At 48.7% G+C, this 15,512-nt stretch carries 14 protein-coding genes and 1 pseudogene; 10 read left to right on the top strand and 5 right to left on the bottom strand.

The window, feature by feature from the left end; all coding sequences use genetic code 11:
* Positions 1 to 106 precede the first annotated feature (106 nt).
* The 3 genes from gpAD87_RS30140 (at position 107) to gpAD87_RS30130 (ending at position 3,383) form a co-directional block, all read left to right on the top strand.
* A complete protein-coding gene (locus tag gpAD87_RS30140) occupies positions 107 to 949 on the top strand; it encodes a serine/threonine protein kinase (RefSeq protein WP_064642614.1) in 843 nt (280 codons plus the stop codon).
* Between the two features lie 499 nt (positions 950 to 1,448).
* Entirely contained in the window at positions 1,449 to 2,195 is a 747-nt protein-coding gene (gene map / locus gpAD87_RS30135; RefSeq protein WP_064642612.1) for a type I methionyl aminopeptidase, read from the top strand.
* 174 nt (positions 2,196 to 2,369) lie between these two features.
* Entirely contained in the window at positions 2,370 to 3,383 is a 1,014-nt protein-coding gene (locus gpAD87_RS30130; protein ID WP_064642610.1) for an NADP-dependent oxidoreductase, read from the top strand.
* A 102-nt stretch (positions 3,384 to 3,485) separates the two neighbouring features.
* On the opposite strand, the gene gpAD87_RS30125 is transcribed toward gpAD87_RS30130, so the two are convergent.
* Entirely contained in the window at positions 3,486 to 3,971 is a 486-nt protein-coding gene (locus gpAD87_RS30125) for a CcdC family protein (protein WP_176854693.1), read from the bottom strand.
* A 460-nt stretch (positions 3,972 to 4,431) separates the two neighbouring features.
* Between gpAD87_RS30125 and gpAD87_RS30120 the strand changes: the two genes are divergently transcribed.
* Positions 4,432 to 5,562, top strand: coding sequence for a hypothetical protein (locus tag gpAD87_RS30120; protein ID WP_064642608.1), 1,131 nt, complete (start codon positions 4,432 to 4,434; stop codon positions 5,560 to 5,562).
* 97 nt (positions 5,563 to 5,659) lie between these two features.
* On the opposite strand, the gene gpAD87_RS30115 is transcribed toward gpAD87_RS30120, so the two are convergent.
* The 3 genes and pseudogenes from gpAD87_RS30115 to gpAD87_RS30110 form a co-directional block, all read right to left on the bottom strand.
* Positions 5,660 to 6,049 (bottom strand): TetR-like C-terminal domain-containing protein, encoded by a 390-nt coding sequence (locus tag gpAD87_RS30115; protein ID WP_231952965.1) that lies wholly within the window; start codon positions 6,047 to 6,049, stop codon positions 5,660 to 5,662.
* Positions 6,050 to 6,100: 51 nt separating this feature from the next.
* Positions 6,101 to 6,229, bottom strand: a pseudogene (locus gpAD87_RS32755) (TetR family transcriptional regulator); the annotation flags it as partial.
* Positions 6,226 to 6,951, bottom strand: a complete 726-nt coding sequence (locus gpAD87_RS30110) for an MBL fold metallo-hydrolase (protein ID WP_442950752.1) — start codon at positions 6,949 to 6,951, stop codon at positions 6,226 to 6,228. The gene gpAD87_RS30110 and the pseudogene gpAD87_RS32755, both read right to left, overlap by 4 nt.
* Before the next feature lie 435 nt (positions 6,952 to 7,386).
* On the opposite strand from gpAD87_RS30110, the gene gpAD87_RS30105 reads away from it, so the two are divergent.
* Together gpAD87_RS30105 and gpAD87_RS30100 are read left to right on the top strand one after the other, a co-directional pair.
* The gene (locus tag gpAD87_RS30105) at positions 7,387 to 7,851 is read left to right on the top strand and encodes an Rrf2 family transcriptional regulator (RefSeq protein WP_063566196.1); all 465 of its coding nucleotides are present in this window, start codon (positions 7,387 to 7,389) and stop codon (positions 7,849 to 7,851) included.
* Positions 7,852 to 8,100: 249 nt separating this feature from the next.
* The gene (locus gpAD87_RS30100) at positions 8,101 to 8,727 is read left to right on the top strand and encodes a nitroreductase family protein (protein ID WP_063566195.1); all 627 of its coding nucleotides are present in this window, start codon (positions 8,101 to 8,103) and stop codon (positions 8,725 to 8,727) included.
* A gap of 115 nt (positions 8,728 to 8,842) precedes the next feature.
* On the opposite strand, the gene gpAD87_RS30095 is transcribed toward gpAD87_RS30100, so the two are convergent.
* Positions 8,843 to 9,526 carry an S-layer homology domain-containing protein gene (locus gpAD87_RS30095; RefSeq protein WP_063566194.1) on the bottom strand — a complete coding sequence of 228 codons (684 nt, stop codon included), beginning with the start codon at positions 9,524 to 9,526 and terminating at the stop codon, positions 8,843 to 8,845.
* A 324-nt stretch (positions 9,527 to 9,850) separates the two neighbouring features.
* Here gpAD87_RS30095 and gpAD87_RS30090 point away from each other — a divergent pair, with 324 nt between their 5' ends.
* From gpAD87_RS30090 to cysT, 4 genes are all read left to right on the top strand, one after another.
* Positions 9,851 to 10,906: a lactonase family protein gene (locus tag gpAD87_RS30090; RefSeq protein WP_064642602.1), complete on the top strand. Its 1,056-nt coding sequence runs from the start codon at positions 9,851 to 9,853 to the stop codon at positions 10,904 to 10,906.
* A 248-nt stretch (positions 10,907 to 11,154) separates the two neighbouring features.
* Entirely contained in the window at positions 11,155 to 13,029 is a 1,875-nt protein-coding gene (locus gpAD87_RS30085; RefSeq protein WP_064642600.1) for a rhamnogalacturonan lyase, read from the top strand.
* 481 nt (positions 13,030 to 13,510) lie between these two features.
* Positions 13,511 to 14,590 carry a sulfate ABC transporter substrate-binding protein gene (locus tag gpAD87_RS30080; protein ID WP_064642598.1) on the top strand — a complete coding sequence of 360 codons (1,080 nt, stop codon included), beginning with the start codon at positions 13,511 to 13,513 and terminating at the stop codon, positions 14,588 to 14,590.
* Between the two features lie 82 nt (positions 14,591 to 14,672).
* Entirely contained in the window at positions 14,673 to 15,509 is an 837-nt protein-coding gene (gene cysT / locus gpAD87_RS30075) for a sulfate ABC transporter permease subunit CysT (RefSeq protein ID WP_063566191.1), read from the top strand.
* Positions 15,510 to 15,512: the final 3 nt, after the last annotated feature.

The following is a 15,512-nucleotide window of genomic DNA, read 5'->3' as shown; positions in this document are numbered from 1 at the left end:
GTCCATGCTCGTCGTGATTTTACACAGGTAGCTTGGTATAATGAGCCCATACAACAACAAGACTGGCTGCTGACCTGCTCTGCTTAAACGGAAAACAGGAGATCAGATGGCTGGCGTGGGAGGACCTGTGGAGCTGCGACGAAGCTGGCAAAGACTACTCGGCCTATGGACTGATCGTCCCCGGAGGAAAGGTACGAAGATCGCCGGGCGTTATACGATATATGACTTGCTTGGTATGGGAAGTTATGGACTGACATACCTGTGTAACGATGAACAGACTGGCAAGGATGTAGCGTTAAAAGAATCCAAACCCAGCAAGGGTAGACTCGCTGTACGGTTGCTGGACAGGGAGGCGGATGTGATGAATCGGATGGATCATCCGGCCATCCCTAAGTTGCTGGATGTGTTCACATACCGGGCGCGCAGTTACATTGTCACCGAGTATATCCTTGGGGAGACACTGGAACAGTGCATATTCGAGCAAGGTCGCAAATATACGGAACAGGATTGTCTGGAGCTGGTAAAGCAACTACTGGCTCCCATTGTGCATGTTCATGAGCAGGGATATATTCATGGGGATGTCCGTATTCCAAATGTCATTTTACGTGACGGGCAGGTGCATTTGATTGATTTTGGCCTGGCGCGGCGCATGGGGGAGCCGTTGTTGCCTGAGCTAAAACGCCGGATGCGTGAGTTGCCCGAGCCTGAAGATGAACTGGCTGCGCCGGATCAGGATTTGCAGGATCTCGGTCATTTTCTTTTGTTCATGCTGTATTCCGCTTACGAGCCAGATAAGGGCCGCAAACCGGCTAGCTGGCAGGAAGAACTCAAGCTTACGCCGGAAGTTCACGATATGCTGGAACGACTGCTTGGACTTCGTCCAGGCTATGAAGGTGGAGCGCTGGAATTACAGGCGGATATTGACCTTGTGCTGATGAAATTGCGATAAAGAAAAAAGGGGTGTTTTACTAACCGTGAGGACGGTTGGCAGAACACCCCTTTCTATACATATATCATGATTTAGCGCCAGTCTAGCTGGAGCTGTATTTCCTGCTTTTATAATAACCGGAGCCGTGGCGGCTATCCCGACGCTTCGCATCCGAAGATGAATAGCGTTGATAGGCACGCTTGCCTGAGGAACTGCTGTGACGTTTATATGAGCGTCTATCCGATGAGCTGTTACGCCTACGATGAGATGAAGATTTAGAATCGAGGAGTTTGCCGATAATCTTTTTGAACATGAAAGTTCATCCTTTCGTCTTCAACCGTTTTAAGCATATACGGGGCTCTGTTGGAGTGGGTTTCGGATTTTTTAAGGGGGATTATATTCATTGGACAGGGGATAGGCGTATAATAGAATGTTGAGGATTACACGGAATTTTTTATTTTGAGCATTTCGCGTTACAATAGAAGACAGGATGAGATTTTAACGGACAGGAGTAGTTGTAATGATTACGTTGAAGACCAAAGAACAAATAGAACTTATGAAGAAGGCCGGAGAAATTCTTGCCGCATGCCATAGAGAAATCGCCAGAATGATCCGTCCAGGGATCACGACACAGGAAATTGATCAGTTTGCAGAAGCTTTTATGAAGAAAAATGGCGCTACGCCGGAACAAAAGGGATACAACGGATACCAATATGCGACATGTGCGTCGGTTAATGATGTGATCTGTCATGGATTCCCGGGAAAATATGTACTGCAGGATGGAGACATCGTTACGATTGATATGGTCGTGAATCTAAACGGCTGGTTAGCCGATTCGGCGTGGTCGTATGCGGTGGGTCAGGTGACTCCAGAAGCACAACATCTATTGGACGTTACCAAAACATCTCTCTACAAAGGGATTGAACTGGCTGTGATCGGCAACCGGATCGGTGATATCTCCAATGCGATTCAGACGTATGCAGAAGGTGAAGGTCTATCGGTTGTCCGTGAATTTATCGGTCATGGGATCGGCGAGAAAATGCATGAGGAACCACAGGTGCCTCACTATGGCCCACCACACCGTGGTCCACGTCTCAAGGAAGGCATGGTTATTACGATTGAGCCGATGCTGAACATTGGTACGTACCGTAGCAAGCTGGACTCGGATGGTTGGACAGCACGTACGCAGGATGGAAGTCTGTCTGCCCAATATGAGCATACGATTGCCATTACAGCAGATGGTCCTGTCATTCTGACTGCTCAATAATTACGCTCAATGTCTCCAATGTGATGATATTTGCATATTTCAAGGCGGCCCACGTTTGTGATCCGCCTGTTTCGGTTTAAACTATTTAGAGGCGATACACATAGAGCCGGTGGTGAATGATATCAGCTGACAGAGGGTTAACCCCTGTCCACTGGCAAGAAGGAGGTCATTTTGGTGTCTGAAAATAAACAGATCGTACTTGCGTCTCGTCCCGAAGGTGCCCCATCCAGAGAAGACTTTAAATTCATTGATGCACCCCTTCCTGAACCGGAAGCAGGACAAGTCCTGGTACGTACGCTATATTTGTCTGTAGATCCATACATGCGGGGCCGCATGAAAGATACAAAATCCTATGCTCCCCCCTATGCGTTGAATGAAGTGATCAAGGGCGGAACGATTGGGCAGGTGGTGGAGTCTTCGGAACCCAATCTGCGCAAAGGGGATTTGGTATCCGGCATGTGGGGCTGGCAGCAGTATGCAGCCGTAAATACGGGAGATATTTCCTTGATTGATACAGAAGAAGCTCCAATTACGGCTTACCTGGGTGCGCTGGGCATGACCGGTTTGACCGCTTATTTTGGCATGGAAGATATCGGTAAGCCGAAGGACGGCGAAACGGTGGTCGTATCGGGAGCAGCCGGAGCGGTAGGTATGATTGCGGGCCAGATCGCCAAGATTGTAGGTGCGCGTGTAGTCGGGATTGCAGGTTCTGACGAGAAATGTGCTTACCTGAAAGAAAAACTGGGATTCGATGTGGTGTTGAACTATAAGTACGAAGAGGATATGTCTTCTGCCATTGAACGGGCTTGCCCGGCTGGCGTAGACGTTTATTTCGACAATGTTGGCGGTGAAATCTCCGATGCGGTACTAAGCCATATTAATCGGAATGCACGTATTCCACTCTGTGGACAGATTTCGTCATATAATCTGGAGAAGCCGGATATCGGCATGCGCCCGCAGACGTTACTATTAACGAATACAGCGTTGATGAAAGGTTTCCTGGTGGGTGATTATGCCAAGTCCTTTAAGGAAGGCCGTGCCAAACTAGCAAAATGGATCAAGGAAGGCCACTTACAGTTTGAAGAAAACATAGTGGAAGGTTTTGACCAGACACCGGAAGCATTTATGGGCCTCTTCTCTGGAGATAACCTGGGCAAACAGCTTGTAAAGGTTGCGGACCCTGAATAGATATAGAATCCCTTGAACATATGCCAGAACAGGAAAAGACACGTTCCGCACGGTCAAGTGCACAGAACGTGTCTTTTTAGTTGTTAGGAAGTTGCGATGATGCTAAGATTCGGCAGCAACAACTTCCTTATAGTGCTTGTACATATATACCCGCCAGCGTACGATCATACCGAAGGCCAGAAGGAAGAACAATCCACCCGTTTGAGGAATGCTCACATAACGCTGAATGACTTCATGCAGGATTAGACGTATTGCCAGCAATCCAAGCAGAATGAACGCGAAGCTTCGTGAACGTGTGGCGAAAATTTCTTCATTAACTCGTTCAAAGCGAGTACTGCGTATGAGGGGGTAAGAGAATATAAACCAGCCCACCAACAGTGCGATAAGTGCCCATAGAAGCGGGACATGTGTCTGGGGTACAACAAACATGAGAAAACCCGTGCTCATTCCCAGTGGGGGAATAAGTATTTTGCGAATGGTTACCGGACGGTGGCTGGCTTTCATTCGAATAAAAATGGCAAGCAGGGCCATGACGAGCATACCCAGAGTTGCACCGATCTGAAGGTAAGACGGACTGATTTGAGCCACGTAAAACTCCCTCTTTCTGGAATAATATGTTATCCGGACATCCGGAACATGATGCGAATTACCGGAATTTTCTGTTTCTATTATATCACAAACGAAGAAAGCCGATAGAATGCTTAGTGTATCATTTACCCGGATTGTATATGCAGGGTTCATTTGAAAAATTTGTATTATTGTACCCACTGTGAGGCGGTTTATTCGAATAAGGAGAATTCAGGAAATGAACGAACATTTAGGGTATAAAAATCGGCGATTACAAGACAGATAACCAAGTGGGTCATATAGAGCTTGTCATGCGACTGCACAAACATATGAAACAGATGAAAGGGCGTGGACGTATTATATACATTCCCGATCCGATCTATGGGTGGATGGGCTACAGAAGGAACGACAGTAATAAGGGAAAGGGGTAATATTCCGATCATAGTAATACCTTGGAACAGAGCAAGGAGGAATACGCTTCATGAATAGAAGTCACAGGCCACTCACGGTATGGACTTTGGCTTGTCTGACCGTGGTATCAGTGGTCCTGGTTATCCCCTGGATTTTGTGGCAATCACAGGCACCGATACCGCTTAACATCATGATTGTCGACAAAAGTAAACCGGACTTGTCCTATGTGGGGCATAAGGGACTGGTCTGGATTCTGAATCAGCAGAAGATTGTCCAACAGACAGGGGAACATTATACGTATGAAGAAGACTACTACGGATATGAAATACAGAACGGGATCTCCCGGATTGAGCGGAAATTGCCGGATGAGGTGACAGACACAGACCTGATCTATCTGACGGCGAATCATCATATTTCATCAACAGATACGAATGAACGTATACAAGGCAAAGCCTATGAAGGTCTTACGATATATGATGCGCACAAAATTCGCGAAGCCGCAACCAAAGGCGTAACGATTGTCGCAGAGTTTAGCGCCTTATCGAATGCTGTTTCAAACATGACAAGAGAGCAATTGTATCCGATTCTGGGCATGAAAAGTAGCGGATGGCAGGGGAGATCGGTATCGGATCTGCAGAGCTTGGATGAAGTGCCACAGAAGGTACGAATGAACTATGAGCTTAGGGAGAAAAAAGAGTGGCCCTATCATGGAGCAGGTATTGTACTGATTCATGAGGATGGACGTGTGATTGTACTGAAGCAAGGCCGTGATGTAAAGACCGGTGACATAAAGCTCTCCTTTACACAGGAAGGTGGGAAATGGAGTGGAATTACCCGGGATATCTATTACAGCGAATGGTTTGACATCATTGTGCCTGAACAACAGACTACTGTACTGGCCTGGTATAAGACGGATCTAACGGAGAGTGGTCAGCTGAAACTGATGGACGCAGGTATTCCGGCGGAATTCGCTGCTCTTATCCGGTATGAGGGCTATAATCGGACATATTATATGGCAGGGTCCTTCGGAGAGCTTGAGCATTATTCGTTCTGGCGCCGTATTAAAGGGTGGGATGTGGTAAAAACAAGGCTCACACCAGATCAAAAGGGCGTCCCGGATCGGTTTTACTGGAAAGTATATGTACCCGTGATGAAGAAGATTTTGCAGGAAGTCCAGACAGGGCAAGCACCCTGGCAATAGAAAAGCCGTTCCTTTGGTAGCGGGACGGTAGGATACATAAGGAGGGCTGCAGATCATCTGCAGCCCTCCTCCATTTTCCATCAAGATATATCAGGTTTTATGAATGAAGATGTTGCAGCCCATTCAGGAAAGCGGCCACGGACAGTTGCAGGCTCTCATCCGGGTCAAAGTTCATACCGAAGCCACCTTTTTCACCCATGGAGGCGAAGCCGTGGCAAAGACTGCGTAAACCGCGAACGGCATGGAGCGTTTCCGCTTCACTTAGCGTATAGGGCTGCAACAGGCGGAGCAGCAGATCTAGGGCAGCCGTACTTTCCACAACGAGCTGCGCTTCCTGACGGTCCGGGGCGTGGAAGAAGGCTTCGTATAGCCCTGGATGCTTGCGGACGAAGCCTATATATGCGGCAGCGACCTCCTGAATGGCTTCGTCACCCGAACGGCCGACAGAAGCCTCAGTTAATGCAAGCCTGAGCTGCTGTGCGGACATCAACGCCATTTCCTGGCGAAGCCCGGGAAGACCGTTGATGTGGTTGTAAAGCGACGGGGAGCGCACATCCAGCCGCTGGGCCAGAGCGGCCAGTGTTAGCGAATGGAATCCGTCGCTGTCGGCAAGCTGGGTGGCGGCGCTTAACAGAGCGCCGCGATCCAGCCCTTGGCGGGGGCTCACAGCTGCCCCCCGGCAGGGCGCAGCCGCTGCTCTGCGTCTGCTGTAGCTGCGCGCATGGCCGCGGCGGGCTGACGCAGCATTCGTCCGTGCCCTACAGCGAGCACGGACGGCTCCAGCTCAGCCAGGCGCTTGGCGCTGGCAAGAGCAAGTTCACGGTTCCACGTCGCCAGCGCGGGGAACGGAAAGAGCGGGCGCAGGCGGCCGGATACGGCGAGGCCGCCGTGCAGCTGATACGCGTCGCCAGCGATGAGCACGCGACTGCGCGTATCCATGAAGGCCATATGGCCCGGCGTATGGCCTGGAGTAGCAATGGCGACCAGGGATCCGATCCGGTCGCCATCATCGAGCAAGCGATCCGGCCGGGTGCGGATCGCTTTGGGAACACTGCCACGTACCGGAGTCTGTGGCTCGCCGGGAAGCAGGGAGGCGTCTCCGGCCAGCAGTGGGGCATCTCTTCTTGAGATGCAGACCTCGGCTTCAGGCAGCGCCTCCTTAAGACCATCCAGTGCACCAACATGGTCGCCATGGGCGTGAGTCAGAATAATTCTGATAATCGGTTTGCCCAAGGATTGTGCAGTAGCTAAAATCCCCTTGAGACTGAATGGCATTCCGGCATCAATAAGGGTAAACCCCTCTTTTTCTTCAACAAGATATACGTTCACAGGGAAGAGGCGTGGAAGGAATGAAACTTGGACAACATCATGCTCACATGTAATTCGCATCATTGAATCCTCCTTAAAACTAATGTTGTTAGTAATATAACTAATGTCATTAGTTTTTGCAATACCCTTTGTAGATATACTTAAAAAATAGGATATTTTAAAATCCCAAAACACTTTACAAAAAAAGCGTTTTCAAAATAGGAATAACCGATTATAATAATCTCGTAAGCCCTTTCATATGTCTATCTTATTGGAGCCTTTCGCGAAGCGATTGGCTCACTTTTTTTGTTCTGTTCCCTCAAAACACGGAGGAATTCAAACTTTTTACTAAACCTATGAATGGCCTGTATATACTGGTATGACAGGGGGAATCAGGTTTTCTAACCCCTAAGTTGAGAATGTTGACAAACATAACTGTTATTCCTATAATAACAGTTATACTTACCTTGGATTGAATTTTCAGCGGTGAACGATATGCCGGGAAGGGAGTAAGTAATGAACAGTGAATTTACCATTGCTGTGCACTGTCTGGTCTTTCTGTCCATGAAGGATGAGTGTATGGCCAATAGTGAAGACTTGTCTCAAAGTGTTGGTACGCATCCAGCCAGAGTACGCAAGGTGCTTAGTGTGCTGCGGAAGCATGGATACCTGACCACCAAGGAAGGTGCCCACGGTGGATATCTGCTCAGCCGTCCGAGTGAAGAAATCAAGCTTGGAGAACTGTACAGACTGGTAGCAGGTGGATCACTTGGTCCCAGCTGGTGTTCGGGAGAATCCGGTTCAACGTGCGTTGTTTCTTCCAATATGCAGGATGTGATGGGAAGTATCTACGATGGAGGCGAAGAAGCATTAAGCGCTTATTTTGACCGTATATCCATTGAGGATGTGAAGCATCGTATCGGTAATGGGGAAGAATGTTCTTTGTCTATGGAACCCTTGGCCATGAAGGATAGGTCGTGACAGAACTGATCGTTAACAGCTCTTCATGACCTGGCCTTGGACTGCTGCTATCAGGCATGGTGGACAAGCTATATAAGGGCGTTTGCTCCGGTTGTAAGATCCGTTGATGTTTCAGGCGATTCCGGGCATAACGTGAACACAGATGGAAGCGATCGTCTGCGCTGATGTTATTTTCGGAAGGTGAGTACTCGGTAGAGTTTGGCCTTGCGAACGTAAAAAAAATAAAAAAAAACTTGGGGAGTGGAACGCATGTCCAGCATTGAAAACAATGAAACACTTCGCGTGATTAACGAACGTCACGCTGTCAAAAAGTACGAAAGTGGTTTTGTTATGCCTGAAGCAGATCTGAACGCTATCCTGACTGCCGCTTCCGAAGCACCGTCTTCATGGAACCTGCAACACTGGAAATTCCTCGTGATCGAATCCGAAGCAGACAAAGCCAAGTTGCTGCCAATCGCTTACGGCCAAAGTCAAATCACAGACAGCTCCGTTACGATCGCTGTACTCGGAGATTTGGAAGCAAACCGCAACGCCGTGATTTATGATCAGGCTGTTGAAGCAGGTGCGATCCCGGCTGAAGTTCGTGACGCATTGGTTGGACAGATCAACGGTGCTTACCAAAATCCGCAAATCGCTCGCGATGAAGCGATCCGCAATGCATCGTTTGCTTCACAGAACATTATGCTTGCTGCACGTTCCCTGGGATATGATACTTGCCCAATGGGTGGTTACAACCCGCAACAATTGATCGAAACATTCAACATCCCTGCGCGTTATTTACCAACGTTGTTGATCACTGTAGGTAAAGCTGCAGTACCAGCTCGTCCGGCAGGTCGTTTCCCGTTGTCCGAAGTTGTTGTTAAAGGTTCTTTCTAAGACTGATTTTGGATCAGTTATCGCTATAGAGAGTAATATATATAACGTAAATAGCCGCATGTCCCCTTTAGAGGGAACATGCGGCTATTTGGTATTTAAATGATGAAGAAGGGCATTATTTCTCTGGTGTTTCCGGGATTTTCGGTGCATTGAAATCTTCCAGATACTCAATTGCGTTATACATCATAACCGCAGCTTCGGCGCGGGTAATCGTTTCCTTCGGATTGAAGTTGCCTTCTGCATCGAGTGTATTAATCTTCAAGACAAGGGAACGTTGAACAGCACCTTGAAATTCTGGAGTCAGCTCTTTTTCATCCGTGATGTCTACAGGTTTGATGTTAATCATCGGCAGGCCGCCTTTGGCTTCAATGCCCTGCATCAAGAAAAGGGTATACTGTTCACGGGTCAACGCCTTGGAAGGATCGATATCGTTGGACATCTTAATGCCATTGAATTGGGCACGGACAAAAGCATCACTGTACCATACGCCATCTTTTACGTTGGAGAAGTAGTCACTTGGCAGGGGTTGTTTGATAAAACGAATCGTGTCCAAATTCAGATGGAGGCCATCTGCAATGAGCTGGATACCCTGAGCTGTGTTTAGTTCCTGTTCCGGTTTGAACAAGCTATCACTCACGCCTTTGATTAAACCATCCTGATGTAGGGATTCAATCTTGTCTGCCCCCACAATACCTTGAATATCAGTGAATTCCGCTTGAGCGGCGTGAATCGGACCAGCGCTCAGAGAAAGGGTAAGTAAAGCTCCGGCTGTTAATGTAGCCAATATATTTTTTTTCATATCAGATTCGCCTCACTTTTCTAGGGAATATCCCTTTGTATAAAAGTTATTTGTCCCTATAGACGACCCTATTCCTCAAAAGGTTGCTGTAATTTTCCATGTTTCTCAACATGAAATTCCTCTGGATTACGTTCAATATGTTTGGACTATTGTAAGGCCTTATGCTTTGTATTATGGTGAGGAAAGATAACCACTGAAGCAAAGGTCTGTGATTTGGGTAAGTACATAACAGTGGAATCAACTATTCGGGTTACAACTTCTTATAATTGCATGTAATTAGAGTGTAAGGTTAATCATTTGAATCAATAAGGAGAGAATGAGACGATGGAACCGACAGCAACGAATGAAGCTTTTTTCTATACAGGTACTTATGCATCAGCAGAACAGCCGGGGATTTTTCTATGTGCGTTAAACAAGGATACAGGCGAGTTGCGGATTGTAAATCATATGGATGGGGTGGATAGTCCATCCTATCTGGCTTTATCTCCGGATGGGAATGGTCTGTACGTGGTAAGTGAGACAGATGAGGGAGAGGTACTGGTCTATCGCAGGGATGCCGCAACGGGTGAGCTGCACTTGATGGATCGAAAGTTAACGAAGGGCGCTTCGCCTTGTTATGTATCTGTCACGGAGGACGGCAAGTGGGTGCTGACTTCGAACTACAGCAGTGGTAGTGTGAACGTATTCCCGGTAGGAGATCAAGGCACGCTGGAAGAGATGAGTGCGCTGATTGAGCATACAGGAAGAGGGCAGAATGATGACCGTCAAGAAGGGCCGCACGCCCACTCCATTCAACCAGACCCTTCGGGTCAGTATGCCGTTGTCTGTGATCTGGGTCTGGATCAGATTATTGTGTATCGTCAGGAAGAAGGTCGCCTGGTAACGCATCGTGAGATGAATCAGCCTCCAGGCTCTGGACCGAGACATCTCGTCTTCCACCCAAGCTCGAAATGGGCCTATGTGATTAATGAATTGAGTAACACCGTTACAGCATTCATGTATGATCAGCGAAGAGGTGAGTTTACTACGTTGCAGCATATCACCACACTGCCTGAAGGACATTCTGGAGAAGGTACGGCAGCGGACATCCGTGTGTCCCCGTGTGGTCGTTTCCTCTACGCTTCCAACCGTGGAGACGACAGCATTGTGCTGTATCACATTGACCAGGAATCCGGTGAACTGGAGGCAATAGAGTGGACTTCCACTATTGGTCAGACTCCGCGTAACTTCAACCTGCTGCCAGGCGGTATTCTGCTGGTAGCCAATCAGGACAGCAACAACCTGGTTGCTTTTCAGATCAATGGTGAAGATGGACGTCTAACACACAACGGATTCAAGCTGGAGATACCCCGCCCAGTGTGTATTGCTCCGGTAGTATAAGGTGGGATGACACAACATTCTTTGTTACGTTCAAATTCCGATCGAGCGTGTGAGAAAGAAGCATCCAAGTCGAAAGATTCATCTTTCGGCTTTTTCCCTTTTTTTCATACATAAAATTACTAAGTTAGACCTATAGATGGAATTATATGTTTAATTTAAAATGAATATATTAAAGCGCTTACATGGATGTGAGATGGCGCTACCAAGGGCATCGGGCTTACCAATTCGATTGGGGAGGCAATGGCTTTATGGGAAAACGATCGTTATGGAAGCGTACATTGCGGACCGCAGGGGTATCCCTGCTGAGTTCTGCGTTACTGGTTACTTCGCTCGGTCTTGGAAACATACCAGTCACTCATGCTGCTGGTGCCCGTCAGATGGAGTTTCTGGACCGAGGTGTAGTTGCAGTGAAGACAGGCACAGGTGTGTTTGTCAGTTGGCGGCTTCTGGGTACGGAAGGGTCGAATGTATCGTTTAATGTCTATCGGGATGGAACCAAGATAAACACATCGCCCATAACGAACAGCACCAACCTCCAGGATGCAAGCGGGACAAGTAGTTCCAAATATACGGTTCGAGCCGTAGTGAGCGGAACCGAACAGGCTGCTTCGGCGGCAGCGAGCGTATGGGGCAATAATTATTTGTCTGTACCTCTCAGTGTACCCGCAGGAGGCACAACACCGGATGGTGTAGCCTATACGTACAGTGCCAATGACGCGAGTGCAGGAGATGTAGACGGGGACGGCGAGTATGAATTGATCGTGAAGTGGGACCCGTCCAACTCTAAGGATAATTCCCAAAGCGGCTACACGGGTGAAGTATTTATCGACGCCTACAAATTGAATGGAACACGCCTATGGCGAATCAGTCTGGGTAAAAATATCCGTGCCGGTGCTCATTACACCCAGTTCATGGTGTACGATCTGGACGGAGACGGCAAGGCCGAAGTAGCGATGAAAACGGCTGATGGTACGAAGGATGGTACGGGAGTAGTCATCGGGGATGCCAGCAAGGATTATCGTAATTCAAGTGGATACGTTCTGTCAGGACCGGAGTTCCTTACGATCTTCAATGGACAGACCGGCAAAGCACTTTCCACGGTGAACTACGAACCGGCGCGCAGTAATGTGTCCGATTGGGGAGACAACTATGGCAACCGGGTCGATCGATTCCTTGCTGCGATTGCATATTTGGATGGAGAGCGGCCCAGTCTGGTCATGGCGCGTGGATACTACACCCGGACCGTGCTGGTGGCGTACAACTGGCGGGATGGGCAATTGACAAAACAATGGACTTTTGATTCCAATACATCAGGCAATTCCGGATATGCTGGACAAGGTAATCATAATCTGAGCGTGGCGGACGTGGATAGCGATGGCAAAGATGAGATCGTATATGGCGCGATGGCGGTGGATGATAACGGTAAAGGACTCTACACGACAGGACTTCATCATGGGGATGCCATGCATCTTAGTGATCTGGACCCGGATCGTGCAGGACTTGAAGTATTCCAGGTGCATGAGACAGCGTCCAATGCCGGAGTGGAATTCCGTGATGCGCGTACAGGTCAGTTGATCTGGGGCATACCTACGACAAAAGATATTGGACGCGGCATGGCAGCCGATATCGATCCACGTTATAAGGGTGCCGAAGTATGGGCAGATGGTGGTTTGTATACAGCCAAAGGACAGAAAATTGGGACAACCCTGCCTTCCTCCACGAATTTTGGTATCTGGTGGGATGGTGATCTGCTCCGCGAATTGCTGGACAGCAACCGGATTGATAAATGGGACTACGCCAATAGCAAAACGGTTAATCTGTTGACCGCATCCGGTGTTTCTTCTAATAATGGAACGAAGTCCACACCGAATCTGCAGGCTGACCTGTTCGGAGACTGGAGAGAAGAAGTGGTATGGCGGACCAATGATAGCTCTGCGCTGCGTATCTATACGACAACAGCCGTTACGGACAAACGGATCTACACCCTGATGCATGATCCGGTATACCGTCTTGGCGTAGCTTGGCAAAATGTAGCCTATAACCAACCGCCACATACTGGCTTTTATTTGGGAGATGGCATGAGCACACCTCCCGTACCGAATATCCGGTACGCTGGCAAATAAGAGCGAAAGGGCATGGAACTCATGCCAACCCCAGAGATGATGTTACAGCGAATTAAACTTAATGCTGACAAGGGAACAACGGACTTTGGTCCGTTGTTCTTCTTTTTCTGCCATTTACACAGATATTCGGTAGAAATCGGAAAAAAACGTTTGACAGTCATATGTACTGCCCTTATGATACGTATATAACTCACTAAACAGGTAGGAATAATAAAAATGACTATGCTCTATTTGCGGAAGCAGTCATTTACAGTCACATGAGCGATCGTAACGTGAACAGAATAACGTTCTCACCGTATAGACGGAGGAACACCGCAGCGCATCATTTCTGGATGAAGCATACACGGCCTTTGGGCCGGCATGACTTTATGAGGGAGAAGTGCGCGGGGGTTCCTCCGTTTTTTGTTTTTTTTTCGGTGCGTTCCATGCTGTTCAGCCTGTTGAGGTAATCTTGCAGATCCATTCGGGGGGAGTGTTATCTATGAAAAAGAGAATTCATAAGGGTATTCTGGTTGGTCTGGCATTGGTGTTAACAGGGGTACTGGCGGCATGCGGATCGGATAGCGGTGGCTCGAATGCGGCAGCAACATCGGGGGGAACGGAAGGTGGCAAAGAAGGGGCAAAAGCGATCGAGCTGCTGAATGTATCCTATGATCCGACACGTGAACTCTATGAGCAATATAACAAGGCATTTGCGGCGTATTGGCTGAAAGAGAAAGGTCAGGAAGTAACGGTTAAGCAGTCTCATGGCGGTTCAGGTAAACAAAGTCGTTCTGTTATTGATGGGCTGGACGCGGATGTGGTTACGCTGGCATTGGGATACGATATCGATGCTATTGAAGATAAAGGTCTGATCAATGCGGGGTGGCAGGACAAATACGAGCACAACAGCTCCCCGTATACGTCAACGATCGTGTTTTTGGTACGCAAAGGCAATCCGAAAGGCATTAAGGACTGGGATGATCTCATCAAGGGAGATACCCAAGTCATTACCCCAAATCCGAAAACGTCCGGCGGAGCGCGTTGGAACTATCTGGCTGCTTGGGGATATGCGCTCAAACATAACAACAATGATGAAGAGAAGGCCAAAGCATTTGTTGCAGAACTGTTCAAACATGCGCCTGTCCTTGACTCTGGAGCACGTGGAGCGACGACTACGTTTGTAGAGCGCGGTATCGGTGATGTACTGCTTGCATGGGAGAATGAGGCTTTCTTGTCAGTTAAAGAGCTGGGTCCAGACAAATTCGATATTGTGGTGCCTTCGGTCAGTATTTTGGCTGAACCACCTGTAGCGATTGTAGATAAAAATGCAGACAAAAAGGGCAGCCGCGAAGTGGCTGACGCCTATCTGAAATATTTGTACAGCGAAGAAGGGCAAACCATTGCTGCCGAGAACTATTACCGTCCAACCCTGGACAGCGTGAAGGAAAAGTTTAAGGATCAATTCCCGCAGCTTGAGCTGTTCACATTGGACGATGTATTTGGTACATGGCGCGATACCCAGGCCAAGCACTTTAATGACGGCGGTATCTTTGACCAGATCTATGTTCCGGGCAGCTAATGCATCTGACGTCGATGATGTTGAGTGACCATGTAAGCGGCCAACCAGTCCGACCGACTGAAGGCAGAGAGGATGAACGTGCATGAGCAAGGTGATGGTGGCCCGGAGTCGCACACTGCCGGGATTCGGATTAACGATGGGTTACAGTGTGCTTTACCTGAGCCTGGTTGTACTTATTCCACTCGCAGCGCTCTTGTTTAACTCCACGGGGCTCACCTGGTCCACACTGATTGAGGTGGCGACCAATCCCCGGGTACTGGCTTCTTTCCAGGTGAGTTTTCTGACTGCAGGTGCAGCGGCCCTGATCGATCTGGTTCTCGGGCTGCTCCTGGCTTGGGTACTTGTCCGGTATGAGTTCCCTGGAAAGCGGCTGTTTGATGCCGTTATTGATCTGCCTTTTGCCTTGCCGACAGCAGTGGCGGGGGTTGCCTTAACGGCGCTGTATGCCGGGAATGGCTGGATTGGGCAGTTTGTGGAACCTTTGGGCATCAAGCTGGCCTATTCACAGGCGGGCATTACTCTCGCGCTGATGTTTATCGGGATTCCGTTTGTGGTGCGTACGGTGCAGCCGGTTTTGCAGGAACTGGAGACTGAAGTGGAGGAAGCTGCGGCTACGCTGGGAGCGGGAAGATGGCGGATATTCCGGAAGATCCTGCTTCCGGATCTGATCCCGCCTTTGCTGACTGGCTTTGCGTTAGCCTTTGCCCGAGGTATTGGCGAATATGGTTCCGTGGTGTTTATCTCGGGCAATATGCCAATGAAAACGGAGATTGCGCCCCTGCTGATCATGGCGAAGCTGGAGCAGTTCGATTATGCGGGAGCTACGGCGGTAGCCTTGCTGCTGCTGCTGGTCTCTTTTGTCCTATTGCTGATCATTAATTCACTTCAACGCTGGAGCCGCAAGGCAGGCAGAGCTTAGTGA

The sequence above is a fragment of the Paenibacillus sp. AD87 genome (genome assembly GCF_001659845.1).
Taxonomy (GTDB): Bacteria; Bacillota; Bacilli; order Paenibacillales; family Paenibacillaceae; genus Paenibacillus; species Paenibacillus marchantiae.
The sequence above is the reverse complement of the archived record's forward strand: the minus strand, read 5'-3'. Positions and strand labels throughout refer to the sequence as shown.